This window comes from Corynebacterium kroppenstedtii DSM 44385, assembly GCF_000023145.1.
GTDB classification, from domain to species: domain Bacteria; phylum Actinomycetota; class Actinomycetes; order Mycobacteriales; family Mycobacteriaceae; genus Corynebacterium; species Corynebacterium kroppenstedtii.
Window position 1 is genome coordinate 809,608 of sequence record NC_012704.1, and the last position, 26,651, is coordinate 836,258.

The 26,651-nt window shown below is 57.9% G+C and carries 21 protein-coding genes; 9 read left to right on the forward strand and 12 right to left on the reverse strand.

All coding sequences use genetic code 11. The features are described 5' to 3' along the window. The first annotated feature begins 25 nt into the window (after window positions 1-25). Both CKROP_RS03395 and CKROP_RS03400 read left to right on the forward strand, forming a co-directional pair. Entirely contained in the window at window positions 26-3,406 is a 3,381-nt protein-coding gene (locus CKROP_RS03395; RefSeq protein WP_012731338.1) for a bifunctional [glutamine synthetase] adenylyltransferase/[glutamine synthetase]-adenylyl-L-tyrosine phosphorylase, read from the forward strand. Window positions 3,407-3,550: 144 nt separating this feature from the next. Continuing rightward, window positions 3,551-4,162 carry a GtrA family protein gene (locus CKROP_RS03400; RefSeq protein WP_012731339.1) on the forward strand — a complete coding sequence of 204 codons (612 nt, stop codon included), beginning with the start codon at window positions 3,551-3,553 and terminating at the stop codon, window positions 4,160-4,162. Here the strand turns inward: CKROP_RS03400 and CKROP_RS03405 are convergent. Continuing rightward, complete coding sequence (locus CKROP_RS03405) at window positions 4,159-4,674, reverse strand: MarR family winged helix-turn-helix transcriptional regulator (RefSeq protein ID WP_012731340.1); 516 nt, start codon at window positions 4,672-4,674, stop codon at window positions 4,159-4,161. The genes CKROP_RS03400 and CKROP_RS03405 overlap by 4 nt on opposite strands. A gap of 360 nt (window positions 4,675-5,034) precedes the next feature. Here CKROP_RS03405 and CKROP_RS03410 point away from each other — a divergent pair, with 360 nt between their 5' ends. Continuing rightward, window positions 5,035-6,792 carry a pyruvate dehydrogenase gene (locus CKROP_RS03410; protein WP_012731341.1) on the forward strand — a complete coding sequence of 586 codons (1,758 nt, stop codon included), beginning with the start codon at window positions 5,035-5,037 and terminating at the stop codon, window positions 6,790-6,792. Window positions 6,793-6,879: 87 nt separating this feature from the next. Beyond that, on the forward strand, window positions 6,880-8,328 hold the full coding sequence (gene thrC, locus CKROP_RS03415) for a threonine synthase (protein WP_012731342.1): 1,449 nt from the start codon (window positions 6,880-6,882) through the stop codon (window positions 8,326-8,328). A 132-nt stretch (window positions 8,329-8,460) separates the two neighbouring features. Here thrC and glnA read toward each other — a convergent pair whose 3' ends face one another. Then, a complete protein-coding gene (gene glnA / locus CKROP_RS03420) occupies window positions 8,461-9,897 on the reverse strand; it encodes a type I glutamate--ammonia ligase (RefSeq protein WP_012731343.1) in 1,437 nt (478 codons plus the stop codon). Between the two features lie 255 nt (window positions 9,898-10,152). On the opposite strand from glnA, the gene CKROP_RS03425 reads away from it, so the two are divergent. Continuing rightward, on the forward strand, window positions 10,153-10,698 hold the full coding sequence (locus tag CKROP_RS03425; protein WP_012731344.1) for an RDD family protein: 546 nt from the start codon (window positions 10,153-10,155) through the stop codon (window positions 10,696-10,698). A gap of 3 nt (window positions 10,699-10,701) precedes the next feature. Here the strand turns inward: CKROP_RS03425 and CKROP_RS03430 are convergent, their stop codons facing one another. The 4 genes from CKROP_RS03430 to sucB form a co-directional block, all read right to left on the reverse strand. Beyond that, window positions 10,702-11,472, reverse strand: coding sequence for a DUF4191 domain-containing protein (locus tag CKROP_RS03430; RefSeq protein WP_012731345.1), 771 nt, complete (start codon window positions 11,470-11,472; stop codon window positions 10,702-10,704). A 47-nt stretch (window positions 11,473-11,519) separates the two neighbouring features. After that, the gene (gene lipA, locus CKROP_RS03435) at window positions 11,520-12,563 is read right to left on the reverse strand and encodes a lipoyl synthase (RefSeq protein ID WP_012731346.1); all 1,044 of its coding nucleotides are present in this window, start codon (window positions 12,561-12,563) and stop codon (window positions 11,520-11,522) included. A gap of 39 nt (window positions 12,564-12,602) precedes the next feature. Continuing rightward, window positions 12,603-13,370, reverse strand: a complete 768-nt coding sequence (gene lipB, locus CKROP_RS03440; RefSeq protein WP_041628781.1) for a lipoyl(octanoyl) transferase LipB — start codon at window positions 13,368-13,370, stop codon at window positions 12,603-12,605. A gap of 122 nt (window positions 13,371-13,492) precedes the next feature. Further along, the gene (gene sucB, locus CKROP_RS03445) at window positions 13,493-15,691 is read right to left on the reverse strand and encodes a 2-oxoglutarate dehydrogenase, E2 component, dihydrolipoamide succinyltransferase (protein WP_012731348.1); all 2,199 of its coding nucleotides are present in this window, start codon (window positions 15,689-15,691) and stop codon (window positions 13,493-13,495) included. Between the two features lie 203 nt (window positions 15,692-15,894). Between sucB and CKROP_RS03450 the strand changes: the two genes are divergently transcribed. Continuing rightward, a complete protein-coding gene (locus CKROP_RS03450; protein ID WP_041628782.1) occupies window positions 15,895-16,998 on the forward strand; it encodes a branched-chain amino acid aminotransferase in 1,104 nt (367 codons plus the stop codon). A gap of 100 nt (window positions 16,999-17,098) precedes the next feature. Here CKROP_RS03450 and CKROP_RS03455 read toward each other — a convergent pair whose 3' ends face one another. The 4 genes from CKROP_RS03455 to CKROP_RS03470 are packed head-to-tail and all read right to left on the reverse strand — an operon-like array spanning window position 17,099 to window position 20,588. Further along, window positions 17,099-17,977, reverse strand: a complete 879-nt coding sequence (locus CKROP_RS03455; protein WP_012731350.1) for an adenosylcobinamide-GDP ribazoletransferase — start codon at window positions 17,975-17,977, stop codon at window positions 17,099-17,101. Continuing rightward, complete coding sequence (cobT, locus tag CKROP_RS03460) at window positions 17,977-19,056, reverse strand: nicotinate-nucleotide--dimethylbenzimidazole phosphoribosyltransferase (protein WP_012731351.1); 1,080 nt, start codon at window positions 19,054-19,056, stop codon at window positions 17,977-17,979. Before cobT ends, CKROP_RS03455 begins: the two co-directional genes overlap by 1 nt. Window positions 19,057-19,106: 50 nt before the next feature. Next, on the reverse strand, window positions 19,107-19,712 hold the full coding sequence (locus tag CKROP_RS03465; RefSeq protein ID WP_012731352.1) for a bifunctional adenosylcobinamide kinase/adenosylcobinamide-phosphate guanylyltransferase: 606 nt from the start codon (window positions 19,710-19,712) through the stop codon (window positions 19,107-19,109). A 51-nt stretch (window positions 19,713-19,763) separates the two neighbouring features. Continuing rightward, window positions 19,764-20,588: a DUF3043 domain-containing protein gene (locus CKROP_RS03470; RefSeq protein ID WP_012731353.1), complete on the reverse strand. Its 825-nt coding sequence runs from the start codon at window positions 20,586-20,588 to the stop codon at window positions 19,764-19,766. A 220-nt stretch (window positions 20,589-20,808) separates the two neighbouring features. Between CKROP_RS03470 and erpA the strand changes: the two genes are divergently transcribed. Then, entirely contained in the window at window positions 20,809-21,153 is a 345-nt protein-coding gene (erpA, locus tag CKROP_RS03475; RefSeq protein WP_012731354.1) for an iron-sulfur cluster insertion protein ErpA, read from the forward strand. A 94-nt stretch (window positions 21,154-21,247) separates the two neighbouring features. On the opposite strand, the gene asnB is transcribed toward erpA, so the two are convergent. After that, complete coding sequence (gene asnB / locus CKROP_RS03480; RefSeq protein WP_012731355.1) at window positions 21,248-23,185, reverse strand: asparagine synthase (glutamine-hydrolyzing); 1,938 nt, start codon at window positions 23,183-23,185, stop codon at window positions 21,248-21,250. Between the two features lie 526 nt (window positions 23,186-23,711). On the opposite strand from asnB, the gene ctaC reads away from it, so the two are divergent. Further along, on the forward strand, window positions 23,712-24,827 hold the full coding sequence (gene ctaC, locus CKROP_RS03485) for an aa3-type cytochrome oxidase subunit II (protein WP_012731356.1): 1,116 nt from the start codon (window positions 23,712-23,714) through the stop codon (window positions 24,825-24,827). An 18-nt stretch (window positions 24,828-24,845) separates the two neighbouring features. Next, complete coding sequence (gene ctaF, locus CKROP_RS03490; protein WP_012731357.1) at window positions 24,846-25,277, forward strand: aa3-type cytochrome oxidase subunit IV; 432 nt, start codon at window positions 24,846-24,848, stop codon at window positions 25,275-25,277. Between the two features lie 144 nt (window positions 25,278-25,421). On the opposite strand, the gene trpD is transcribed toward ctaF, so the two are convergent. After that, window positions 25,422-26,513: an anthranilate phosphoribosyltransferase gene (trpD, locus tag CKROP_RS03495; protein WP_012731358.1), complete on the reverse strand. Its 1,092-nt coding sequence runs from the start codon at window positions 26,511-26,513 to the stop codon at window positions 25,422-25,424. Window positions 26,514-26,651 lie beyond the last annotated feature (138 nt).

The window sequence follows — 26,651 nt, forward strand, 5'->3', positions numbered from 1 at the left end:
ATTAGACACGAAAGCACGTGATCCCATGACTTTCTTTCCCGCTCCTCACCGACCCCCCGAACCACGACTCCGGACGGCACGCGGAACACGATCTGCCGTGCCATCACCGTCTACCTTGGGTTTGACCAGTCCTCACGCGGCGTCTGACCTGCAAAAACTGGGGTGGGATAACCAGGAGTCGACCGGTCTTCTGTACTTCCTGGCCAATGTCGGTGACCCGGAGTTGGCTCTCAACACCCTCTACCGGCTCAACGAAAATCTCAAGCCGGGTTCCGACGAAACCACAGCGTTTCTCGACGCGATGCGGAACAACGAGGTCGTGCGGTCGCGTGTGCTTGCGCTGGTTGGGGGTTCCGCAGCGCTTGGGGATCACTTGGTTGCGAACCCTCACCTGTGGACATCGTTTGCTGATCCTATCCCGCACAGGGAGGAAATGATGGCAGCGATGCTGTCGTCGGTCGAAGCGGAGCCCGCTGCGAAACCAGAGGCCGAGGCATCGGGGGTGTCTGAGACGTCGGATGCGGCGGAGGGGAAAGAAGAGAGAAAGAAAGAGGGCTCCTTAAACAGCACGTCATCGTCGCAGTCAAGAGGGGGATCTGCCCGAGAAGGCTCTGTCCGCGAAGGATCGGTCGATCCGCGGATCTCTCAGGCCGGGATGTACCGCGCGGGAATAACCGGTACCGCGGCATACACCCAGCTCAAGATGACATACCGAACACTGCTGATGCGCATTGCCGCCTCGGATTTAGCGAGCACAATTCCGTCCGGGGCTTTCCATCAATCCCAGTCCGACGGTGGTGGCCGCCAAAGCTCCGCGCGAAGCGGCAGTTCAGCGGCACATGGGGGAGAGGACGGCAGCGAAGGAGCAGCATCGGCATCGCCCAACGAAAAGCGCGCCATGGCTCACCCTATGGGATTCGTTGAGGTCTCGGCCGCACTATCCGATCTTGCCGACGCAGCGCTCACCGCTGCACTCGCGGTCGCCGTCGCCACGGTGTACCCCGACACCACCGCCGTCGATGCCCGATTGGCGGTCATCGCGATGGGGAAGTGCGGCGCGCGTGAACTGAACTACATCTCCGACGTCGACGTCATCTTCGTCGGCGAGACCGCCGATGCGAAAACAACCCGTGTAGCCAGCGAATTCATCAAAGTCGGTTCCCGGTGTTTCTTCGAAGTGGATGCGGCCCTTCGTCCTGAAGGAAAAAGCGGGGCGCTCGTGCGCACACTCGAGAGCCACCTGAGTTATTACGAACGATGGGCCGATACCTGGGAGTTTCAGGCCCAGCTCAAGGCCCGACCCATGACCGGCGCCATGGATTTAGGCAAATCCTATGTCCAAGCAATCCAGCCGCGTGTGTGGCAGGCCTCCCAACGCGACTCATTTGTTGACGACACCCAACATATGCGGCGGAGAGTCATCGATAACATCCCTAAAGAACAGCAAGAGCGTGAACTCAAACTCGGTGTCGGCGGCCTGAGGGATGTTGAATTCGCAGTTCAGATGTTGCAGATGGTCCATGGCCGGATCGACCCCGATTTACGCGTCCGATCAACTATCAGCGCTCTTCAGGCCCTCATCCGCGGAGGGTACGTCGGCCGGGAAGACGGTTCGCAGCTCATCGCCTGCTATGAATTCGTGCGTTTACTGGAGCACCGGCTTCAGCTGCAGAGGATCAAACGCACCCATATGCTGCCCGAGCCCGATGATGAGGACGCACTCCGGTGGCTCGCGCGGTCGTGCGGCATCGGCTCGACTTCCTCCATGACGAGCATCGAATCGCTCAAAAAGCTCATTGGGCGAGCATCGCGCCAAATTCACAGCCTGCACAACAAACTCTTCTTCCGGCCACTGCTTAATGCCGTCGCTCTTATCGACGACGAGACCGCGCGATTGTCTCCCGACGCTGCCCGCCGCCAGCTGGCCGTGCTGGGCTACCAGTTCCCGGACCGCGCGTATGAGCACCTCAAAGCGCTCGCGTCGGGGACGACTCGTAAGGATCGCATCCAAGCGATGCTCCTCCCCACGCTCATGGAGTGGTTGGGCGACACCTCCGACCCCGACGCGGGCCTCTTGGCGTATCGCAAACTCTCCGACGTGCTGTACCACGATCCGTGGTTCCTCAGGATGCTCCGGGACGAGGGGATCGTCGGCCGTCGGCTCATGCACATTTTGGGAACATCTCCCTACGCCACGGAGTTAATCCTGGCCGCGCCGAACGTCGTCAAGCTTCTTGGCGACGGCGCCAACGGCCCGAAGCTCACGGACGTCAGCGCGTCCACGGTGACGCGGTCCCTCGTCACCACAGCGAGCAGGCACAAAGACCCTGATAAAGCGATTGCTGCGGCCCGGTCGCTGCGTCGAAAAGAACTAGCCCGCATTGCGTGTGCCGATCTGTTAGGGATGATGTCCCTGGCCGATGTCTGCCACAGTCTCTCCTTGGTGTGGGATGCGGTGCTCGAAGCTGCCCTTTATGCGGAGATCCACGGGTGGACGGCCACACACCCCGATGAACCAATACCGGCGACGATGACCGTGATAGGCATGGGGCGCCTCGGCGGTGGCGAGTTGGGCTACGGATCGGATGCCGACGTGCTGTTTGTGTGCGAGCCCGCCCACGACGATGTGAGCGAGGCAGACGCAGTGAAATGGGCCATCGGGATCGGCGATGCTGTGCGACGTCGGCTAGCGAAACCCTCGCAGGACCCCCGCTTGGACGTCGATCTTGACCTCCGCCCCGAGGGACGTAACGGCCCGACCGTGCGGACACTGAACTCGTATCACGCGTACTACGAGCGGTGGGGCGAAACCTGGGAAGTCCAGGCCCTGCTGCGCGCAACGTGGATCGCCGGCGACGAAGACTTAGGCCGCCGTTTCCTCCACATGATCGACAAGTTCCGCTACCCGGAGGGCGGTGTGAGCGATGCGACGGTCAGGGAAGTCCGCCGCATGAAAGCCCGCGTCGATGAAGAGCGCCTGCCCCGTGGGGCCAACCGGAACACTCACACGAAACTGGGTCGCGGTGCATTGACCGACATTGAATGGACAGTGCAGTTGCTCACGCTCCAACACGCGCATGAGTACCCGGAGCTGCACAACACGTCCACGATGGCGACCCTCCGGGCTATCGAAAACGTCGGGCTCCTCGAGCCTGAGGATTGTGAAACTCTGCGGACCGCATGGCAAACAGCGACGAAAGCACGCAACGCCCTTGTCTTGGTGCGCGGAAAGCGGACCGATCAGCTACCCGAGCCGGGTGCTGCGCTGGCGCACACAGCGGGCGCCGCAGGGTGGGAACCCGAGCACTACCAGGAGTTTTTGGACAACTACTTGAAAGTTACCCGCCAAGCGAGGAAAGTAATCGATCGGGTCTTCTGGGGGGAGGATGAGTTTATGCATCGCTGAGTCCCCGTCAGAGGAATCCTAAGAGCGATAAATGTCACGGCGTGGAGTTGTCGACAGGTGTCGCGGATTCGTTAGAGTATCCATGTCTGGCCGGGCCTGGCCGGCGCATGCAGGACATGAGTGACAAAATAGTACGGAGTTAATGTGGGCGAGCGATCATCGATCGTGATTTCCCGGTACGGGAACACACTTATCCAGTTCATCAAGTTTGGGCTGGTCGGTGGCTCGGGAGTCATCGTGAACATGGTGGCCCTGGTGATCGCAAACAAGCTCTTCGGCTGGGGGTTTGATGTCACACCACATGACACCGTGCTCAACCTTCTAGGAACCCGCTTCCACCTGCGGTGGTACCACATTTTCGCGACCATCGCGTTCGTCGTGGCAAACACCTGGAATTTCCAAATCAACCGCTGGTGGACGTTCAAGTCTCATGGCCACGGCCGCTGGCTCCGCGAATTCCTGGCCTTCTTCGCTGTCGGTCTGCTGAGCTGGGTGGTCTCGCAAATCGTGATGACCCTACTGATGAACCCGACGTCCCCGCTGGAACTCTCACCCCGAATTTTCGACAGCTCCACCGGGCTCCGAAACCAACTGTATTGGGCCAACTTGATCGGCATTTTTGTGGCCATGCCCGTGAACTTTGTGGTCAACAAACTGTGGACATTCAAAGCAGTCCGCGTCTCCCGTGTGCCCGACAAGTATGAATTGTTGACTGAAAAACAACTCCGTGACCGGGAGCTATCCCGCAAAAGCTAAGCTTGCGTGGTCTCCGCTGGTGGGCATGCGCACGTGGGTATCTCGGGATTGTTGGTGTGGATAGCGTTAAGAAGCCGATCGAAAACAGTCGAGAGATAGTCGACGTCGCCGTCCTCTAATTGTGCGAAAAGATTCTTGCGCACCGTGTCGACGTGACCGGGAGCGACGTGCTCAATAGCTTTTCGACCCTTATCGGTGACAGAGACGACAGAAGCGCGCCCGTCGTGGGGGTCGTCGTTACGAATAACGAGACCACGTTTCTGCATTCTGCTGACCTGATGTGACAGTCGGCTGCGCTCCCACAGCATACGGTCGGCCAGAAGTGTGACACGGAGTTCCCCGTCGGGGGCTTCGCTTAAATTGACGAGGACCTCAAAGTCTGCGAGGGACAGATCGCCCTCGTTATGTAGTTGCCGGGCGATCACCGTGTTGAGTTCATCATGAAATCGTAAGAATGATCGCCAGACGTGTTGTTGCTGCGGGCTCAGCCAGATCGCGGAAGAATCGGACATGTTGTCATCATACGGTGTAGTAGGTGGCGTTCGCTGTGTAAGTCTGGGCTAGGGTCCGCGCGATGTCTCTCGGTGAAAGTCACATTGAATATAGCCATGTTAGGTAGGTCTCAATTGAATGTTATTCGCGCAGGTAGATAGGTAAAATGCACCTTTGTTAGTTGATGTATCATAAATAGCGGTGTGTACGCGTGGTGAAGCGCGTTGCTCTCTATGTGGCAAGGGGAGTAGACACAGTATCGCGAACGGTTTACCCGGGCTGATCTTTCGATACATCCTCCATGGAGACCTGTGGAGATCCTTGGAGACCTCAAGCTTGTGGTACCTCAGAAAGTGTTAAGAACCTTAGGAAGGTAATTAATGGCACGTAATGTCGCAGAACAGCTAGTAGATGCCTTAGAAAAGCAGGGCGTTAGCAGAGTGTTCGGCTTGGTGGGCGACAGTCTTAACCCGATTGTTGACGCTATCCGGCAAAGTTCAATCGAGTGGGTTCACTGCTATAACGAGGAGTCCGCTGCTTTCGCGGCTGGTGCTCACTCCGTTGTTACCGGCGAGCTCTCCGTGTGTGCTGGATCGTGTGGTCCGGGTAATACACACATGATTCAGGGGCTGTACGACGCTCACCGCAACGGTGGCAAGGTCTTGGCCCTCGCTAGCCAGATCCCGTCGAAGGAAATCGGTTCCGGTTTCTTCCAGGAAACGCACCCCGAGAAGCTTTTCGAAGAATGCTCTGGGTACTGCGAATTGGTGAACTCAGCTGCTCAGGCGGGCCGCTGTATTCACGCCGCTATCCAGTCGACCTTGGCTGGCCACGGTGTGTCCGTCGTATCCTTCCCGGGTGACATCTCCATGCAGGAGGCTGTGGAGACCCCGTCGCTGGAAGGCAACTTCTCGGTGCAGAACGGGGAAGTACACCCCAGCCGGAAGCAGCTCCGCGACCTTGCCGACGCCATCAACAAGGCTGACAAGGTGACGATGTTCGGCGGTATCGGTTGCGCCGGTGCCCGCGATGAGCTCTTCGCCGTCGCGGAGAAGATTAAGTCACCTGTCGGCCACTCGTACGCCGGTAAGGAAGTTCTGCACTACGACAACCCGTATGACGTCGGTATGTCCGGCCTCCTCGGTTACGGTGCATGTACTGCAGCATTCGACAATGCTGACCTTTTGATCTTGGTCGGTACCGATTTCCCCTACACCGACTTCTTGCCGACGACGCCCACCGCGCAGATCGACATTAACGGTGCTCACATCGGCCGACGCACCCACGTCGAATACCCGGTTGTTGGTGACGTGAAGTCCACCATGGCGGAGCTGCTCCCCCTGTTGAAGGAAAAGACCGACCGCAGCTTCCTCGATTCCATGCTCAAGAAGCAGCAGCGGAACCTGAAGCACGTCATCTCGGCGTACACCAAGAACGTCTCCAAGCACACGCCGATTCACCCCGAATTCTTGGCGTACAACCTGGACGATCTTGCCGACGACGACGCCATCTTCACGGCCGACACCGGTATGTGCAACGTGTGGCACGCACGCTACATCATGGCCGGCCCGAACCGTCGTCTGTTGGCGTCCTACCGCCACGGGACGATGGCGAACGCCTTGCCACAGGCGATCGGCGCACAGGCTGCAGACCGTAAGCGCCAGGTCATTTCGATGTCCGGCGATGGTGGGCTCTCCATGCTGATGGGTGAGCTTCTGACGGTGAAGCTCCACCAGCTGCCCATCAAGATGGTGGTCTTCAACAACTCCACGCTGGGCATGGTCAAGCTCGAAATGATGGTCCAGGGTATTCCTGATTTCGGAACCGACCACGCGAAGTTCAATTACGCTGACATTGCTCGCGCGGTGGGAATCAAGTCCTACCGTGTGGAGGATCCGAAGGACGTCCGCTCGACGCTGCAAGAGGCGCTGGCCCACCCGGGTCCGGTGTTGATCGATGTCCAGACCGATCCGAACGCGCTGTCGATCCCGCCGGACATCTCCTTGGAGCAGGTGAGCGGCTTCACCAAGGCTGCTGTTCGCACTGTGCTCGACGGTGGCGTCGGCAAGATGATTAACATCGCGAACTCGAACCTGCGTAATATTCCTCGTCCTTCCGGATTTAAGGGAATTGGCTAGTCACGGAATTGGCTAATATTCGCTTAATTTCCCGATGAATCTGCATCGGGGCATGGTTTAACGCCACAGTCGGCTACGCTGGATCAGGTGAAATACATCTCCACCCGTGATCCGCACCAGTCGCCTGTGGCGTTTTCCGATATTCTGCTCCGCGGGCTTGCACCCGATGGGGGCCTGTATGTCCCCGAGTCCTACCCGCAATGGAGTTCATCCGATTTATCCCGGTTCCGGTCATTTCTTAATGACCAGGGATATCCAGCCTTAGCTGCGGAAATTATTTCCTATTTTATCGACGATATTCCGCGCGATGATATTGAGCAGATGACTCAGCGGGCTTACCGCGTTCCTCGGTTCGCGGACCCGGATATTGTGCCGGTCAGTGAGCTGGAGGATGGCCTGTTCATCGGGCATTTGTCTGAAGGCCCTACCGCCGCGTTTAAAGACATGGCGATGCAGCTTTTGGGTGAGCTGTTTGAATATGAATTATCACGACGCTCTACCACTCTGAATATTGTGGGTGCGACTTCGGGGGATACGGGTTCGTCGGCGGAATATGCGATGCGTGGCCGTCGTGGAATTCGTGTGTTTATGTTGACTCCGCGCGGACGAATGACACCATTCCAGCAAGCGCAGATGTTTAGCTTGGATGATCCCAACATCTTTAATATTGCTTTGGACGGTGTATTCGACGATTGCCAGGATGTGGTGAAAGAAATTTCATCAGATGCTGATTTCAAGGCCGAATTCCATATCGGAGCCGTCAATTCGATTAACTGGGCCAGGCTCATGGCGCAGGTTGTCTACTATGTGGCCTGTTGGATTCGTGCCACAGAAACGGACGAGAGCAAAGTCAGCTTCTGCGTGCCCACAGGCAATTTTGGGGACATCTGCGCCGGACATATCGCGCGGAGCATGGGGCTGCCCATCGATCAACTCATCGTCGCAACAAATGAGAACGATGTTTTAGACGAGTTCTTCCGCACGGGTAGTTACCGCGTGAGATCCGCGCGCGAGACCTTAGCGACGTCGAGCCCTTCGATGGATATTTCTCGTGCGTCCAACTTCGAGCGCTTTATTTTCGACGTTCTGGGACGCGACGTTGCCCGCACCGCGGACCTGTTCGGAAAGAGAGTCCGTGAGGGCGGTTTTGATCTTTCAGATGACCCGGCTTTCCCTTCGGTGGCAGAGAAATTTGGTTTCCGCTCCGGGAAGTCGACCCATGCTGATCGCTTAGCGACGATCAAACGCGTGCACGATACGTATGGCGTCGATATTGACCCGCACACCGCTGATGGCGTGACCGTGGCGTGGCAGCAGCGAGAGGCGGTGCACACGCCGATCGTCTGCCTGGAGACAGCGCTGCCGGTGAAGTTTGCCGACACAATGCGGGAGGCCTTAGGCGAGGAACCGGAAACGCCAGAGCGCTTTACTGACATCATGCAGGGTGGCCGGCATGTGGCTGATCTGCCGAATGACGCTAACGCGGTGAAGGACTTCATTCGCGAGTCCATAGCCGACTCTGATGTGACGAGCTAGTATCCACAGCTGCGCTGGCTGGGATTGGATGATCTCCTGGAAGACATAGAAAACCCGTTGTCCTCGTTGATATGCGAGGACAACGGGTTTTAACGTGCTAGTTGCTGCTAGCTGGCTATATGCCCTGGTCGTTTAGCAGTCGTAGTACATTTCGAACTCTTGCGGGGTCGGGCGCAGGCGAACCGGCGAGATCTCGTTGTCGAACTTGTACTTGAGGTACGTATCCAGCAGGTCCTCGGTGAAGACGTCGCCCTCGGTGAGGAAGTCGTGGTCCTTCTCCAGGGAGGCGAGGGCTGCCTCAAGGCTGGTCGGAGCCTGAGGAATGTCAGCGGCCTCCTCGGGCGGAAGCTCGTAGAGGTCCTTGTCAACCGGAGCGTGGGGCTCGATGCGGTTCTTGATGCCGTCCAAGCCGGCCATCATCATCGCGGCGAAACCGAAGTAGGGGTTACCCGTCGGGTCCGGTGCACGGAATTCGACGCGCTTTGCCTTCGGGTTGGATCCGGAGATCGGAATACGGATCGCTGCCGAGCGGTTACGCTGCGAGTACACCAGGTTGATGGGGGCCTCGAAGCCAGGAACCAGGCGGTGGTAGGAGTTCAGCGTGGGGTTGGTGAACGCCAACACTGAACCAGCGTGCTTCAGGATGCCGCCGATGTAGTAGCGGGCGGTGTCGGACAATCCGCCGTAGCCAGCCTCGTCGTAGAACAGCGGCGAGCCGTCCTTCCAGAGTGACTGGTGAGCGTGCATACCCGAACCGTTGTCGCCGGCAAGGGGCTTCGCCATGAAGGTGGCGGACTTGCCTTCCTGCCATGCGGTGTTCTTGATGATGTACTTGAATGTCTGCAGGTCATCGGCAGCGTGGAGCAGCGTGTTGAACTTGTAGTTGATTTCCTGCTGTCCACCGGTACCGACCTCGTGGTGAGCACGCTCAAGCTCAAAACCAGCGTTGATCAGGTTACGGGACATGTCGTCGCGGAGATCCTGGAAGTGATCGTACGGAGCGACGGGGAAGTAGCCACCCTTGATGCGGGTCTTGTAGCCGAGGTTCTCGGACCCGTCACGTTCCTCTTCTGCGCCTCGGTTCCACCAGCCCTCGACGGAATCAACCTCGTAGAAAGCGTTGTTGATATCGGTGCTGTACCGGACGGAATCGAAGATATAGAATTCAGCTTCAGCGCCGAAGAAGCAGGTGTCAGCGATGCCGGTGGAGGCGAGGTATTCCTCTGCCTTGCGGGCAACGTTACGTGGGTCACGGGAGAAGGCTTCGCCAGTCAGCGGATCGTGGACGAAGAACTTCATGTTCAACGTCTTCGCTTTGCGGAACGGATCGAGCTGGGCCGTTGCCAGGTCTGGCATGAGGGCCATGTCGGATTCGTCGATAGTGGTGAATCCTCGGACGGATGAACCATCGAAAGCGAGTCCTTCGTTGATGACGTCTTCATCGAAGGCATCGGCTGGAATGGTGAAGTGCTGCTCGACGCCGGGGACATCCGTGAAGCGAATGTCGACGAACTCGACGTCGTTATCTTTGATGTACTTGGTGACATCTTCAGCATTAGTGAAAGCCACTGTGACTCCTCGCAGATTTCTCTCGGTCGGTCGGGAATATCTGTAAGTGACCGAGCATTACTTTCCACTTTAAAGTAAAGGTGTTGCTCTGGGGATAAAGATATGTTTCGTTAATGTTACGTCCTGGCCAGACGCGCTCTCCTCCACAAAAGTGGGGGTGCTGGCACAGTCGCGGTGCCAAGTGGGGCACTGGCAACGACGAACTTACGAAGAGCCAGCTGCCGTCGAAAAGATGTGACAGGTAAAGTGCGTCCTATGGCAAAGGATCGGGCACGCGAGCGAAAGAACAATCAGCGATCAGAACGCACGAGTTGGCTTGAAGGGCCACAAATTCCCGGTGAGAACGACGGGCTTGTTCAGTCGCGATGGCCCGGTGAGAAACTGGGGCTGACAAAATCAGGCTCGGGGTCGCAAGCGTCGATTATGCGACGGTGCGGGGGAGTGGTCCTGGATTGGCTCGTGTCCATGGCCATCACAGGAATCCTGTTTTATATCGTGGGGCCGACGTCGAGCGACGGAAAACAAACCGAACTGGTGTGGGGCAATTTTGCTGCCACGACGAACATCATTGTCTACGTCGTTGTCGGGATCACCTCTGTCTGGCTTTTCGCGCGCACTCCGGGCCAGCTGATGCTCGGGATGGGGGTTGCGCGAGTAGATCAGCGTGATACCCGCGTCGGCTTGTGGCGCGCAGTTGTCCGCACGCTCTTGACAATCTTTATCCTCCCGGCAGCGATCTGCGACTCAGACCTGCGGGGCATGCATGACCGTGCGACGGGGACCGTGGTGATAAGGGCGTAGTGCTTAGTGCTTGTTTCGCTGAGCAGCCCGCCGCGCCCGGCGGTTCATTCCCTTTTGCACCTTGGCTTGGTTCGGAATCGGGCCCTTCGGCATCCCCATATTGCCGCGGACATTGTCCAGGGACTCGATCCGGCTGGCCAATGAGTCCACTTCTTGCTTCTTAATGTTGCGAGGCAGCTTCATCAAGTGGCGCTGCAGCTTCTTGATCGGGACTTCGTCCTCACCCTCGCCGGACACTACCTCGTAGATGGGGGTATCGCCGACGATGCGGGCAAGGCGACGGCGCTCCTTATCCATCATGGGCTTGATCCGCTGTTTCTCCCCCTCACCGACGAGGACAACACCGGGTGTGCCGACAACACGGTGAACAAGGTCCATGTGGTTGTTAACTTGGACGCCCTGTTTGGTGACCCATTTCATGCCGACGCCATCACGCATGTTGTCCAGCGCCCATCCCGCAGCACCGGCTTGTCCGGATGCGCGATCGTAAACCGACCGCTGTAAACGTCGGCTGAAAACAAGCATCGCGAGTGTGGCACCGAGAATAAGGCCGATGATTAACCACAGCCACTTGTTGCCCCACACGAAACCGAGCAGGAAAAGTAGGACAGCGGGCAGCAGGAGAGCCAGCAGCATGTAGGGGATGAGCTTATTGTCCTGCTTGCGCTGGATGTTGAAAGCCTGCCACATCTGGCTGCGTGTTTGTTTACGCTGAGCCCGTTTAGCGGAGCGCTGGGCCTTCTTTTCTTCCTTTGCGCGGTCGTTCTTCGCCATACGTTCAGGATAGGCGATGGATGTCCGGTCGGTGGAATCAGTGAGCGTTAACGAGCGCCAACTGGTGTCTCGCGGCTGGCCCCATACTTGGACAGCAGGGTGGAGGCTTCCTGAGAGGCAGTATCGTCGATACCCTCGCCCAAGTGCTGCAGATTAGCGGGGAGTTCTTCGCCGCGCGCCTTAATCGCCTGCGCATACAGCCGGCCCGCACGGTAGGAGGACCGCACCAACGGCCCAGCCATCACACCAGCGAACCCGATGTCATGCCCATAATCGCGGTACATAACGAACTCTTCGGGTTTGACCCACCTCTCGATGGGGTGGTGCAGGTTAGATGGGCGGAGGTACTGGGTCACCGTCAAGATGTCGCATCCGGCATCGCGAAGGTCACGCATGGCGGATTTCACCTCGTCAACCGTCTCACCCATCCCAAGGATCAAGTTCGACTTGGTGACTAAGCCGAAATCACGCGCCTGGCGGATGACATCCAGGCTTCGCTCATAGCGGAACGCAGGGCGGATCCGCTTAAAGATGCGCGGCACCGTCTCCAAGTTGTGGGCGAATACTTCTGGCCGAGCCTCGAATACGGTCTGAAGAAGATCGGGCTTCCCCGAAAAATCGGGGGTGAGGTTCTCGACGCCGGTGTTGGGGTTGAGCTTGTGGATTTGCCGAACAACCTCGGCGTATAACCACGCGCCCTCGTCGGGCAAATCATCACGGGTGACTCCAGTGATGGTGGAGTAGCGCAACCCAATCTCACGGACATTTTCTGCAACGCGACGAGGTTCGTCCTCATCGAGTGGCTCAGGGCGGCCAGATTTAATGTCGCAGAAGTCGCAACGGCGGGAACACGTATCGCCACCGATAAGGAAGGTGGCCTCACGGTCTTCCCAGCACTCGTGGATGTTGGGGCATCCTGCTTCCTGGCAGACGGTGTGAAGACCAGCGCCTTTGACGCGTTTCTTCATGTCGCGGAATTCGGGGCCCATGGTCGCGGTAGTCCGGATCCACCGCGGTTTCGCTTCAATGGGGGTTTGGGCGTTCCGTGCTTCGATGCGGAGAAGTCGTCGTCCGTTCGGTGCAACTGCCATGTCTTCTACCTTATTTTTGAGTGTGTCGTCGTACACATCCTACTGAACTTTGATGCGCTTATGTCCATCGTCGGGAATTGTGCTGGTAGTGATCGGTTGTGTCCCATCCAGCGCCGCGATAAGAGAATCCCGCATGAGGCCGACGATGTCATGGGGGCGGATATCGCGTCCGAGTTCCTCTGTCAGAGTGGTCACCCCGGCATCGCTGATGCCGCACGGCACGATGTGGTTATAGGGCTCGAGCGAGTTATCGCAGTTGAGAGCGAAGCCGTGCATGGTAACTCCGCGCGTCACTCGCAGTCCGATGGCCGCAATTTTCCGCTCAGGGCGTAGTTCTCCGCGGACGACGTCGGTGGGGAGCCACACTCCTGACCGGCCCTCAACGCGCCCAGCGCTGGTCACACCGAGTGTGTGGCACGTCGTGATGAGTGCTTCTTCCAGCCGTCGCACGTAATCGACGACATCGAGCGGCTGAGCTAACCGAATGATCGGGTATCCCACCAGCTGCCCCGGCCCGTGCCAGGTGATGCGTCCGCCACGGTCGATGCGGATGAGCGGTGTGTCGTCATTGTCAGGGAGGTCTTCGGGTTGTGTTCGTTTCCCCGCTGTGTACGTCGCGGGGTGTTCGAGGAACAACAACTTGTCGACGCCACGGTCGGGTTCGTCACGTGTGGCCCCAGCCGCATCAGCCCGTTGTTGAGCGTATTCGGCCTGCCGATGCCACATCTCCATATAGTCAACTTGTCCGAGCCATTCGACGTCATAGTTGGTGTCAATAGCTCGAATGGATCCTTGCTGATAACCCATGTGGTTGATCGTACGCGTGTGGCCGGCCCCCAAATGAGGCCGGCCACACGTTGACGCTGACGTGCTGGTCACACGGTGTCGCGCAGAGTTAGAGCGGACCCGTGTGTCACAGCAATCAGGATTTAGAGGTCAAGATCACTCTCGAAATTAGCTGTCTCGAGGCGATCGCGGACGGTGGTCATGAACCGCCCTGCGTCTGCACCGTCGACGATCTGGTGATCGTAGGTGAGAGGCAGCAGCACCATCTGGCGGATGGCAATCGCGTCAGAACCGTCGGATGTCGGGACGACGGACGGCCGCTTTACGATCGCGCCGGTCCCCATCATGGCTGCCTGTGGCGGTACCAGGATCGGGGTGTCAGTCAGTGCGCCTTCTGAACCAATGTTGGTGATGGTGAAGGTGCCGCCGGTGAGGTCGTTCGGCTTCAGCTTGTTGGTCCGTGCCCGGTCGGCGATGTCAGCGATTGCTGCAGCCAGTTCCGGCAACGTCATGTCCTGAGCGTTGTGAATGACCGGTGAGAGCAGGCCAGCTTCCGTATCGACGGCGATCCCCAGGTTGACCTTGTCGTGGTAGGTCATTTCCTTGGTCTCAGCGTTGTAGGACGCGTTGACATTCGGGTGGGAAATGAGCGCTTCGACAACGGCCTTTGCGAAGAAGGGGAGGTAGGTGAGGTTGACGCCGTACTTCTCCTTGAACGCTGGCTTCGACGCCTTGCGCAGTGCAGCGACGTCGGTCATATCGACCTCGTGAACCTGCGTTAGCTGCGCGGACGAGTGGAGGGATTCCAGCGTCTTCGATGCGGTCAGCGAGCGAATACGGTTGACCTTTTGGGTCGTGCCGATCAGCTCTGCCTTCTTCGGATCGACGCGCTTGGTGGACCACGCTGCACGCGGACCGTCCTGTGCCGGCTTCTCGTCTGCATTTCCGCTTGTCGACGACGTGTCCGGCGCGGCCTTCGCTTTCTCGGCGGCGGCAAGAACGTCCTGCTTGCGGATTCGCCCACCGACTCCGGAGCCCTCAACTGTGGTGAGATCAACGCTGTGCTTCTCCGCCAGCTTTCGTACCAGCGGGGTCACGTACGGGAGCTTGCCACCGGTGTTGACCTTGGTCGATGGGCGAGTAGCGGGTTCCTCCCGATCGGGTGCGCTGGCGGACGATGCCTTGGGCGATGCCGTTTCGGAGCTGGTGGCGGAGTCCGAGGTGTCCTTGGTCTCCTCAGCCTTCTCGCTCTTAGAGGGCTCAGGCTCGGACTTCTCCTCAGACTTGGTTTCCTCAGCCTTCTTGTCGGCCTCGTCGTCAGAGCTGCTGGATGCTGCGTTGGCGTCGCCGATGCGGGCAATGACGGATCCGACGTCGACGGTGTCGTCTTCCTCGGCAAGGACTTCGACGAGGGTACCGGCAATAGGGGAGGGGATTTCGGTGTCGACTTTGTCGGTGGAGACCTCCAACAGCGGTTCGTCGACCTCGACTTCGTCGCCGACACTCTTAAGCCACTGGGTAATAGTTCCCTCTGTGACAGACTCGCCGAGCTCGGGCATTTCAACGTCGGTGGCTTCGCCCGAACCAGAACCGTTTGCCCCTTTGTCCTCAGACGAGCTTGCGTTCGCCTGCTCGTCGTCCTCGGCGGGGCTTTCCTCTTCAGCTTCCGTGGACTCAGCCTTGTCATCGGAGCTGTCGTCGGAGGAACTGGATGCCGCGTTGGCGTCGCCGATGCGGGCGATGACGGATCCAACGTCGACGGTGTCATCTTCCTCAGCGAGCACTTCGACGAGGGTACCGGCTACAGGGGAGGGGATCTCGGTGTCGACCTTGTCGGTGGAGACCTCCAACAGCGGTTCGTCTACTTCGACTTCGTCGCCGACGCTCTTGAGCCACTGGGTAATGGTTCCCTCGGTCACGGACTCGCCGAGCTCTGGCATCTCAACGTCGGTGGCCTCGCCCGGGCCAGAACCGCTCGAACCAGAATCAGAGGACTTCTGCGACTTCTCGCCCTCCGAAGAGCTCTTTTCCTCAGCGCCGGAATCACCAGAGCCAGAATCGGACGGCTCCGATGCGCCACTGTCGTCGCTGCTGGTGTCGTCGCCCTCTTCACCGATCTCTGCGATGACCTCGCCGACCTCGACCGTGTCGTCTTCGTCGGCAATAATTTTTGTCAACACACCAGCAACGGGTGAAGGAATCTCGGTGTCGACCTTGTCGGTCGAAACCTCCAGAAGTGGTTCGTCGACAGCGACGGTGTCACCTACTTGTTTGAGCCACGTGGTGACCGTGCCTTCGGTGACGGATTCGCCGAGTTCGGGCATCTCAACAGAGAACGCCATGGTGGAAGTCTCCTCTAAAATAAGCGATAGTTAAGAAGTCAACGCAGATCTGTGACGCTGATCGTTGAAACGTGTCATGAGGATCTGATTACGGCATGACTTTACGTGCTCCCACAATACCGTGGCTTGTCCTCAGACGCGCCTTGGCTGTCAAAATCTGGCTAAAGTTACCTGGATATGGGGGAGGGTCTACAGTAGGAACCATGGCTGACAAGACTTTCACCGTAGAAAAAAATCCACACCCGACATCCCCCGAGGCCATCGCTAAGGTGCTCGCGAACCCAGGCTTCGGAGCGAACTTTACCGACCACATGGTGATTATCGACTGGGATGGGGAGCAAGGATGGCATGATCCTCGCGTCGTCCCCTACGGCCCGATCACTTTGGATCCAGCAACGACGCTGTTCCACTACGGTCAGGAGATCTTCGAGGGACTCAAAGCATACCGTCAGCCAGATGGTTCCATAGCTACATTCCGTCCAGACCAGAATTGCCGACGGATGCAGAATTCGGCCAAGCGGTTGGCAATGCCCGGACTGCCGGAAGAATTATTTATGGAATCGCTCCATCAGCTGGTGGAGATCGACGCAGACTGGGTTCCTGAAGCAGGAAGCGAAGCAGCGCTGTACCTGCGCCCGTTTATGATCGCGACGGAGAAGGGCTTGGGAGTTCACCCGTCCTCGACGTACCGCTTTTACTTGATCGCATCGCCGGCTGGCTCGTACTTCAGTGGCGGCATCAAACCGGTGACAGTTTGGTTGTGTGAGGACTACGTCCGCGCCTGCCCCGGTGGCACAGGAGCTGCAAAGTTCGCCGGTAACTACGCGGCCTCCTTGGCTGCCCAGTCGCAAGCAGAGGAAAAGGGCTGCGACCAGGTTGTCTGGTTGGACGCCATCGAGCGCAACTATGTCGAGGAAATGGGCGGAATGAACCTCGCCTTCGTCTACGGCACTGGCGACGACGCGAAGCTGGTTACTCCCGCATTGTCCGGTTCCTTGCTGCCCGGCGTGACCCGCGACTCGTTGCTGAAGCTGGCTGAGGATCGCGGAATGGCCGTGGAAGAACGGAAGATCTCGACGGCCGAGTGGCGTGAAGCCGCGAAGTCCGGAGAGATGAGCGAGGCCTTCGCCTGCGGTACCGCCGCCGTTATCACCCCGGTGGGAACCGTGAAGTCCAACGAAGGGGAATTCACGATCAACGGTGGACAAGCAGGCCCGATCTCGATGGAGCTGCGTGAAACCTTGACGGGGATCCAGCACGGCTCCGTCGACGATTCCCACGGTTGGCGCTACACCCTGGTGAAGTAAAAACCTGGTGAAGTAAAAAGCGATTTGCGTTTATAGCGCTAGCCCTGCCCACGTATGCGTGAGCGGGGCTTTATGCATAGTGATTAGGAAGTCAGGCTGGTTAGGCAGTCAGGCTGAAGAGAACGACGGTTGCTGCGGTCGCGATTTCGATCGTCGCCCCGAGGCAATCTCCGACCAGACTGTCGAACCGCCGGCTGCAATGACGTGCCCACGGTATCGCTAAGGCGATGACCGCCAGTGCCATCAGCGTCCAGAGGATTCCTCCGCCGAAGAATGCTGCGATGGCTGCAACGACAGCCCATGTGGTTGTACCGATTTTCGGCACGGTTCCGATGACGAGCGCGCCGAAACCCGAGGGATTTGCTGGACGGTATCCCTCTGTGCAGAGGATTAAGGCGCTGATCCGCGCGACCGTCGGCACAAGAATAAGGCCAATGACGGCGGATGTAGGGAAGTGCGAAGTGGGGGAGGAGCCTGCATCGCTGAGACTCGTTGATCCCGTCCCCTGCATGATCGCGTGGACCCCGATGATCTGTGCTGCCACGGAGAACAGGATCGCGGCAACGCCCATGGGACCTGCGTTCGTGTCCGAAAGAATGGCCCGAGCTTTCGGCGGCGGGGCGTAGCTGCCGAGCGCGTCGGCAACGTCGCTCAAACCGTCGATATGCATAAGTCGGGTGCCGAATTCCCACAGGGCGACGATTACGAATGCAACGACCCAGAGGTCCAGGGTGTGGCCGAAGTTCACCTGGAGCAGCCACGTCAGTGTGAGCACGCACCCCGCGATCAGTCCGTGGAATATCCCCACCAGCGGCATCGCCAGCATTGCCCGACGGCCCGTCGTGCGGTCGAAAACGCGGGAACCGCGGAAGGGCAGCACCGTCAGCCAACTGAATGCCGTTGATATTCCTTCGGGAATAGCGTGGCCGTGGGTGGGGTTGTCGGGCTGCTCACTCGAAAACCCTGCTTTACCAGACATTATTTCTCAGCGCGGGAGGCTTCGGTGCCGGGGTCTTCAGCGTCTGAGGCCGTCGACACGCCAGCTTCATCGAACGTCGCCATATTGCGGATGATGTCCACGGCTGCGTTGACGATCATGAGCGCGACGACTGCCCCCGAGCCCTCGCCGAGCCGCATCCCCAAATCAATGACCGGGGTCAGCTCCAGCTCGCGCAGCGCAATCTCCTGGGCGGGCTCAACACTTCGGTGGCCGGCGACCCACCATTGCTTCGCGCCCGGCGCAAGCTTTTCGGCGACAAGGGCCGCTGCACACACAACAATCCCGTCGAGAATAACCGGTGTGCGGCGAACAGCTGCCTGGGCGAGGAAGCCAACCATCGCTGTTATATCTGGCGAGCTAATGAATTGGAGAACGCTGGCGGGTTCATCATGAATATTGTGGACGCGATACATCGCATCCCGAATCGCCGCAGTTTTCCGTTTCCAGCCGTTGTCGTCGATTCCGGTACCACGCCCAACGACGACGACGGGCTCAGTATTCGTTAGGGCACCAATCAGCGCTGCGGCGGGCGTCGTATTTCCGATGCCTAAATCTCCGGCAATAAGCAGATCAACCCCGGAGTCAATCTCGCGATCAGCAGCATCAATGCCCACCTGAAGTGCGCGTCGATACTCATCGCGGGTCATCGCGTCTTCCCGGTCAATCGACCCACTGCCGTCACAGATATGAGTATCGGCTTCAGAACCGCTATTCAGGCTGACATCAATCACGCGGACCGAGGTTCCTGCGCGTTTCGCGAGAACGGACACCGCTGCGCCTCCGGACTCGATATTCGACGCCATCTGCACGCTGACATCTGTCGGATAAGCGCTGACTCCGTGCGTGGCTATTCCGTGATCGCCGGCGAAAACCACCGTGGTGACGTCGTTAAGCGGTTGGGGTGGACACTGCCCCTGGCAAGCGGCGATCCAGCAGCCCAAGTCTTCTAATCGCCCCAGCGAGCCTGCGGGTTTAGTCAGTTCCGCCTGCCGCTGACGAGCCCGTGCATACACGTGTTCGTCGGGAGGAGAGATGAGGGGAAAAAAGGAATCGCTCACTGTTGCTTCTCTCTACTTATTGTCGGTGTTAAGCATTGCCATCGGAGTATTCAGGACCGGAGGTCGAGAGCACACCCAGCGACCACAAGAACAACTCGATCGCATACCGATGCAACATCAGCATTGAGCCGTCCGAGCTCGTCCCGGAAGACGCCGCCAGATGGATAGCTGGGAACAATGCCCATTCCAACCTCAGGGCTAACAACAACAAGATTAGGGCCATCTGCCGGAACGCGACGTAAAGCGGTGATCAGTCGGTCGCGACGGGCACCGATGGCACATAATCCCTTGTTCCAATCGTCTGACCCGAACTCGGCATCCCACATGCCTACTTCAGCAAGTTCGTGGGTCAACCACGTGCCAAGATCGTCGACAAGGATCGTGGTCTGACGGGCGGCTGCCTGGTCGGATGATTCGGTGAGGACGTCGACGAGGTCCCGTGAATCCTCGGTGTGCCACCAAGATGGACGGCGTGCACGATGGCGCTCTATCCGGAGAGCGAAGTCAGCGTCGAAGGTGGAACCCCAGGGCCGTGCAGTCGCGACGTAAGTGACATGGACATCGTCGGGAGACGCCGCAGAGTCAGGGGGTGTCACCAGGTGCTCCGCCCACTCAGACTTACCTGACCGGGCCCCACCAAGAACCAAAGTTTTCATCTTGGGCAGTGCTTACGATTCTATGCAGTGCGTGCGTTTTATAAGTGGGCGTTAAATGCTATCGCCGATGTTGACCTGCGGGCGCGGGGTACGGAACCGTCTGATCATCGACGCGCGGGAGAAGGCGTAGAAGCCCATTGACCAGGTCGATAGAGCAGTATCCGGGTGACGTTCACGAACAAAACGAGACACCCGACGGCCCGACAGAACACCATCGAGGACGATCAGGATGAGCAGAATCATCCCCACCATGGAGAGCAGATTATTGAGCAGATAGCTGCGCGTCGCGGTCGTAACGAACATCAGAATAAGCAGCACGACCACGATGGGCATGAACGTGTTGGCAAAGAGACGGCGGGAATCGACCCAGTCGCGGATCAATCGCCGCTCGGGGCCGCGGTCCCGGTCCATGAGGTAGCGTTCATCGCCGCTCATCATGCGTTCACGGTTCCGCTCGCGTTCCCGTGCGCGTTCGTCGCGCTGCTTGCGCTTGAGTGCCTTGTACTCTTCTTTGCTCATTGAGTTCTTCAACTCTTTGCGCTGTTTACGCGCTTCCGCAGGAGTCTCAGGCACCTTATAGGCCGTTTTGCGCACACCCTTTTGGCGTTCGACGTCATTGCGTTTAGGTGTGGCGTGGCCTTTCGGTGGTGTATATCCCTTCGGGGTGGAGCGATCCTGCGACTGGCTACCGCTGCTATCGCTGTCGGAGGAGTTTCCGTCTGCTGCACTGCTGCTGGTTGAGGCGGGTTTGCTACCACCGGCAGTGACGCTGACTGACCCTTTACGCTTACGGTTCCACCGCGATGACTTCGTCGTCGATGATTCTGACGCAGAGCCATCGTTCGACTGATTTTCTTTCGACGTTGTCCATGGCATCTTCACGCGATCAAGGATATAAGAAAAGGGGTTCGACCCTGTGAATAAGGCGAGGGTAGGTGTGCCCAAGGTGTCAGATGTCCGCGACAAGGGGGACTCTTATGCCTTGTGAAATAATTTAGCTGTACAGTGCGTTCTGCTGTGATGTGGAGTACGGTAGTGTCCACTAATCATTTGAGGTAGCTTCAGAGAGCATCTTGTTTCGTGTTAGGAGAAGTGCATGACTGCACCGGAGAAGACAACTGGCGTTATTTTGACTGATGCCGCTGCAGCTAAGGCAAAGTCTCTGCTGAGCCAAGAACAAAACGACGAGTTAGCCCTGCGCATTGCAGTGCAGCCAGGTGGTTGTGCTGGCCTGCGCTACCAGCTCTTCTTCGACGATCGGACCTTAGACGGTGACCTCGTCGATGACTATGACGGCGTCAACCTGGTTGTTGACCGCATGAGTGCACCATATTTGACCGGCGCGACGATCGACTTCGCGGACACCATCGAACAGCAGGGCTTCACGATTGATAACCCGAACGCCAAGGGGTCTTGCGCGTGCGGAGACTCGTTCAACTAATACGAGGCTCAACAGTCTGCTCGTAGTTAATACTCAACGCCGACCACACAATGAGCTGTGGCCGGCGTTTTTTCATATGTAAACGGGCGCCGCTTTACATCTCGACCGGGTACGTCGGCTCTGGGATGTCCGGGGTGATCGACTTATCCACGAAGATTCCGTACCAGATTAAGAATGCCAACACAGTCCATAGGCGGCGGGAATGGTCAGGGCCAGATCCACTGGTCATGGAAGAGCGGTGTTCTTCCAGCATGGAGCGGGTGGCTCCGAGGTCGACGATTTCACCGGCCTGCGATGAGGTGATGATGTCCTCTGCCCAGCCGTAGAGCTCGTCGCCGGCCAACCAGTGCCGGATCGGAACAGGGAACCCAAGCTTCCGCCGGTTAAGAACGTGCGGAGGAACGATGCGTTCCATCGCCTGGCGCAATGCCCACTTCGATGTGCCATGAGCCAGCTTCATGCTCGTCGGCAATGATTGCGCGACATTGAAGACCTCTTTGTCGAGGAACGGCACACGGAGCTCGAGGGAATTCGCCATGGTCATCTTGTCAGCCTTGACCAGAATGTCGCCACGCAACCACGTGAACAAGTCCAGGTGCTGCATCCTGGCTACCGGATCCCAGCCCTGCGACTTTTCGTAAATCGGAGTCGTGACATCCGTGTGGTTCCACTCTTTCTTGGCCCACGGAATCACGCGACGAAGCTGGTCGAAGGAGAAGGACCGGGCGTTACCGTAGTACCGCTCTTCAAGAGGCGTGGTACCTCGCTCTAACAATGACTTGCCTCGCACCCCATCGGGGAGGCGTTGTGCGAGGGTCCGCAGACCCTTCTTGGCAAACGACGGGATCTTCTCAAACGGAGCAAGAGAAAGCGGCTCATGGTAGATGTTGTATCCGCCGAAGAGCTCGTCGGCGCCCTCGCCAGAGAGGACAACTTTGACGTGCTTCCTGGCTTCCGCCGCGACGAAATACAGGGGGACGAGGGCAGGGTCTGCCACCGGATCGTCCAAATACCAGATGATGCGGGGGAGTACCTCGGCGAATTCCTCGGGGGAGACCACCTTCACGATGTGCTCGACCCCGATCGCTTCCGCGGATTCCGCGGCAACGTCGACTTCCGAATACCCCTCGCGTTCGAAACCCGTGGTGAAGGTCAGCAAGTTCGGGTTGTGGCGTTTAGCGAGCGCCGCAATGGCCGTCGAGTCGATTCCGCCAGACAGGAACGATCCGACGGTGACGTCGGCACGCATGTGCTTAGCAACGGAATCCTCGAGGGCATGCTCGATCTTTGAAATCTCGGAATCGATATTCTCTTTGTTCACCGAAGTCTCGGGGAAGCGGGGAGTAAACCAGCGATGTACCTTGGGCTTTTCACCGGGCTTCACTGTCGCGCAGCAACCGGACTCCAGCCGGCAAATCCCGGTGTGCAGGGACTCTGGTTCGGGCACATACTGCAAGTCCATGTAATGCTCGATTGCGCGCTTGTCCAGCGACAGATCGATGTCAGCTTTGTCTGCCATGGAGAGCAGGCATTTCTTCTCTGAAGCAAAGAGTGTGCCCTTGTCGGTAGTTGCCCAGTAGAGGGGTTTAATGCCGAACTGGTCCCGTGCTAGGTACATCGTTTTGTCCACCGAGTCCCACACGGCGAACGCAAACATTCCACGAAGATGGTGAACGACGTCGCGTCCCCAGTGGCGGTAGCCGACGACGATCGTTTCGCTGTCGCCGTCGGTGGCGAAGGTGTATCCCTTGTCCTTCAGTTCGGAGCGCAGCTCTTTGTAGTTGTAGATTTCCCCGTTGAAAGTCAGCGCGTACCGGTTGGGCTGGTTTTCCGGGCCCCACTGTAAAGGCTGATGGGAATGTGCGAGGTCAATGATGGACAGCCGATTGAATCCGTAGACCACGTCGGCGTCATTCCAGGTGCCATCCTCATCCGGGCCACGGTGACGCATGCAGGTCAGTGATGAACCAGTGGCTTGAACAAAATCCTCCGCATTTCCGCTAGCGGCGATGAGTCCGAGCAAACCGCACATTCAATAAGGCCTTTCTGTTCTATACCTTTTATATATCCGCACAACACTGAGCAGCCCGATCCGAACAGCCCGTTATGTGACTTCTTCTGGGCAGACAGTGTTAGCGACGGAATTCTCCTCGACTCTAGTCGTGTGGAGTGGGAAAGTGCGAGCTGCTTCGGCGACGGCCCTGTATTTGTTCATCCAGTGGACAACGGGCTTACCCAATGTAGGGGAATTGTGACGCGAATAACACTTTCCTGATGACGTAACGCACGCGACAGGAAAGCTGTGAGGATGCTGACAATTCTGACAGGAAAATACCAGCGTAAATCGTTAACGACGATCGCTATGGAACAAAGCTACGTTTGAATGCTTGCCGACGTCGGCCAGTCCCGGGGGTAAAAATGGCAGCTTTTTCCAGTCTGGTGGGAACTCTTGGCGTCCATCCATGATGGTTTATCCCTCGTTATGGATTACCCTAGCTAAAAGAGGAATGAATCCCAGCGTTTTTTCAACCTGGTGTGGATCAGGAAGGCAAACACACGTGGAACAGCGAAAAATGCGCAATTGGTCGCGCAAGCTAGGACTAGCTGGCGTTTTGGCAGCCGGTGGCTACTTACTGTCCGGATGTAGCGTAGCGCCGCCCGATAACGGCTTCTTTAAGCTTCTGCGATTCGGCGTACCCGACGGCATCACCCCTGAAGCCAAGGAAATTGGGAACTTCTGGGTGTGGATCTGGGTAGCAGCTTGGATCGTGGGCATCATCATGTGGGGCTTGATGTTCTACTCGTCCTTCGCATTCCGTGCGAAGCGGAAGGAGAAGAAGGGCGAAAAAGAGTTCCCGCGTCAGACGCAGTACAACATCCCGCTTGAACTTGTTTTGACCACAGTTCCGATCATCATCGTGATGGTCATCTTCTTCTTCACTGTGCAGACCGAAGATAAGGTCACAGCGATGGACAAAGACCCGAAGGTTAAGGTCGATGTCACCGCTTTCCAGTGGAACTGGAAATTTGGTTATAACGAGGTCGATGGCTCCTTGATGGGTGGAAACACCTACGAGGGTAGAGACGATTCCGCTCAGGCAGCCGCCGATGGCACGAAGAAGATCGAAAGCAGCAGCCGTGGTGAAGAGGGCGCATCGAACCCCATTCACGGCAATTCAAAGAGCGATCTGTCCTACCTGAACTTTGACAAGATCGAGACCGTGGGAACTACTGACGAGGTTCCTGTCTTGGTGCTGCCATCTCAGACAGCCATTCAGTTCGACCTCGCGTCAGCTGACGTCATTCACTCTTTCTGGGTTCCTGAGTTCTTGTTCAAGCGTGACGCTTTCCCGCACCCCGAAGCGAACAAGTCCAACCGCAAGTTCCAAATCGAGAAGATCGATAAGGAAGGCGCGTTTGTCGGACGTTGTGCCGAGATGTGTGGTACGTACCACGCCATGATGAACTTCGAGATCCGTGTTGTCAGCCCGGATAAGTTCCGTGACTACATGAACTTCCGTAAAGACAATCCGAGCGCGTCGAATGCTGATGCGTTGAAGGCGATCGGCGAGCAACCGTACGCAACCTCAACCCACCCGTTCCTGCCTGGGCGTGAGGATACGCGCGAAGCGAACGACAACTACGTCGACAACAACCAAGCCGAGCAGTCATAGAACTAGGAGTACACCGTTATGAAATCCTCATCGCGACTGTTTTACGCGATCACAGTCTTCCTTGTGATCATGACTGTGATCTACGTCTTGGCCACCAAGTTCATCAACGATAACGGCTACATCAGCGGTATCGAATGGGCAGGATCGGCCGGACTATTGCTCGGCGCCTTGATGACGCTGATGCTCGGCGTGTACCTCCACATCACAGAACGCCACTCGGATGTTCTGCCGATGGACTGGGAGGAAGCAGAGCAGGTTGATGGTTCCGGAGAATTCGGTTTCTTCAGCCCCAACTCCATCTGGCCCTTCGCCATGACTTGCGGCATCGCTGTGCTTGGCTATGGTGTTGTCTTCCTGGCCTACTGGATGATCGGCATCGGCGCCGTGATCACCGTCTGGGCAACGGTCAAACTGAACCTGCAGTACGGAACACCAGTGGAAAAGCACTAGTCCGTACTTGGCGGGGTTAGCGCCCCGCAGCTAATTTTCATCCACAAAAAGCACCCGTGCGTCCTTCCTGGCGCGGGTGCTTTTTGCTGTCTCAGATGGCGCGGCTAGCGCCTAGCTAGCCGTCGGTGCAGGGGGAGTGCTCTGCTAAGGGCGTTTCTCTGAAACGAGGCGCTGGATACGATCCGTAGTCTTTTCATCATGCAATGCAGCCTTGGCACGGTCGAGCGCATGGCCCATCGCATCGCGGAATGATTCTTTGTCGCACGCTTGCGCGGAAACAAGTGCTCCAGCAGCGCTGAAAAGCACGGCGTTTTCCACTGCACCCATGTCGCAGGGAACCGGGGTCGTTGGCTTATCGGCAATGGGGTCAAGCGAGAACAATTGACGAGCCACACGAGCATTGGTGTCCGCATCGCCACCCCGGATCGCGCTCACCGGGAAGTAAGAAAAACCATAATCGCGAGGATCAAACTCGTAGCGTTCGGCGCCACCATCGTGTGTGACGTACACGTCGGTGGGGCAAGAGACGGAAAACTCATCTAATCCGTCTTGCCCGTGAACGACGAGCACCGTGTCACCGCGTCGCGCGAACGCGTCTGCCATGACAGAGGTCATCTCAGGGAACGCACACCCGATCAGCCCCGCGGTCGGCCGGGCCGGGTTTGTCATGGGGCCGAGAAGGTTGAACAGCGTAGGCACCTTGATATCCGAGCGCACCGGCGCCGCGTACTTCATTGCGGGGTGGTAGGTGCGCGCAAAAATGAAGGCAAAGTGGTGCTGACTCAGCATGTTTGTCACGTCGTTGGGGGAGAGGTCAATCGGGACGCCGAGAGCTTCCAGCATGTCTGCTCCGCCCGAGCGCGACGACGCCGCCCGGTTTCCGTGCTTGATAACGTCGATACCCATCGAGGCAATCAGAAGCGACGCCATCGTCGAAACGTTGACCGTGTGTGCTCCGTCCCCGCCGGTACCGACAATGTCGACAGCAGGCCCACGATCATCATTGGGGGAGGAAGGTAATTCAACCGGCCGCGCAAAGTCCAGCATTGTCGACGCGGCCGCCTCGAGCTCTGTCGGAGTGATTCCCTTCACCCGAATTCCGTAGATAAAGCTAGCGATCTTTGCGGGTGATGCGTCTCCACTCATGATGGAGTGCATTGCAGCTGAGACTTCATTGGGGGTTAGATCGCGCCCGTCGGCTATGTGGTTGAGAAGGTCAACCCAGTTCGTCATCATGTGTGCTCCATGCTCATGTACTGATATGTTTAATACTTTTTCTATGACGATACCGGAGCGCGGTTTCTCCGAGGGGGTCGTCTCCAAAGGGGTTATCTCCGACGGTTGTCTCCGCATGGTTTGCTCGATCTGCACCAT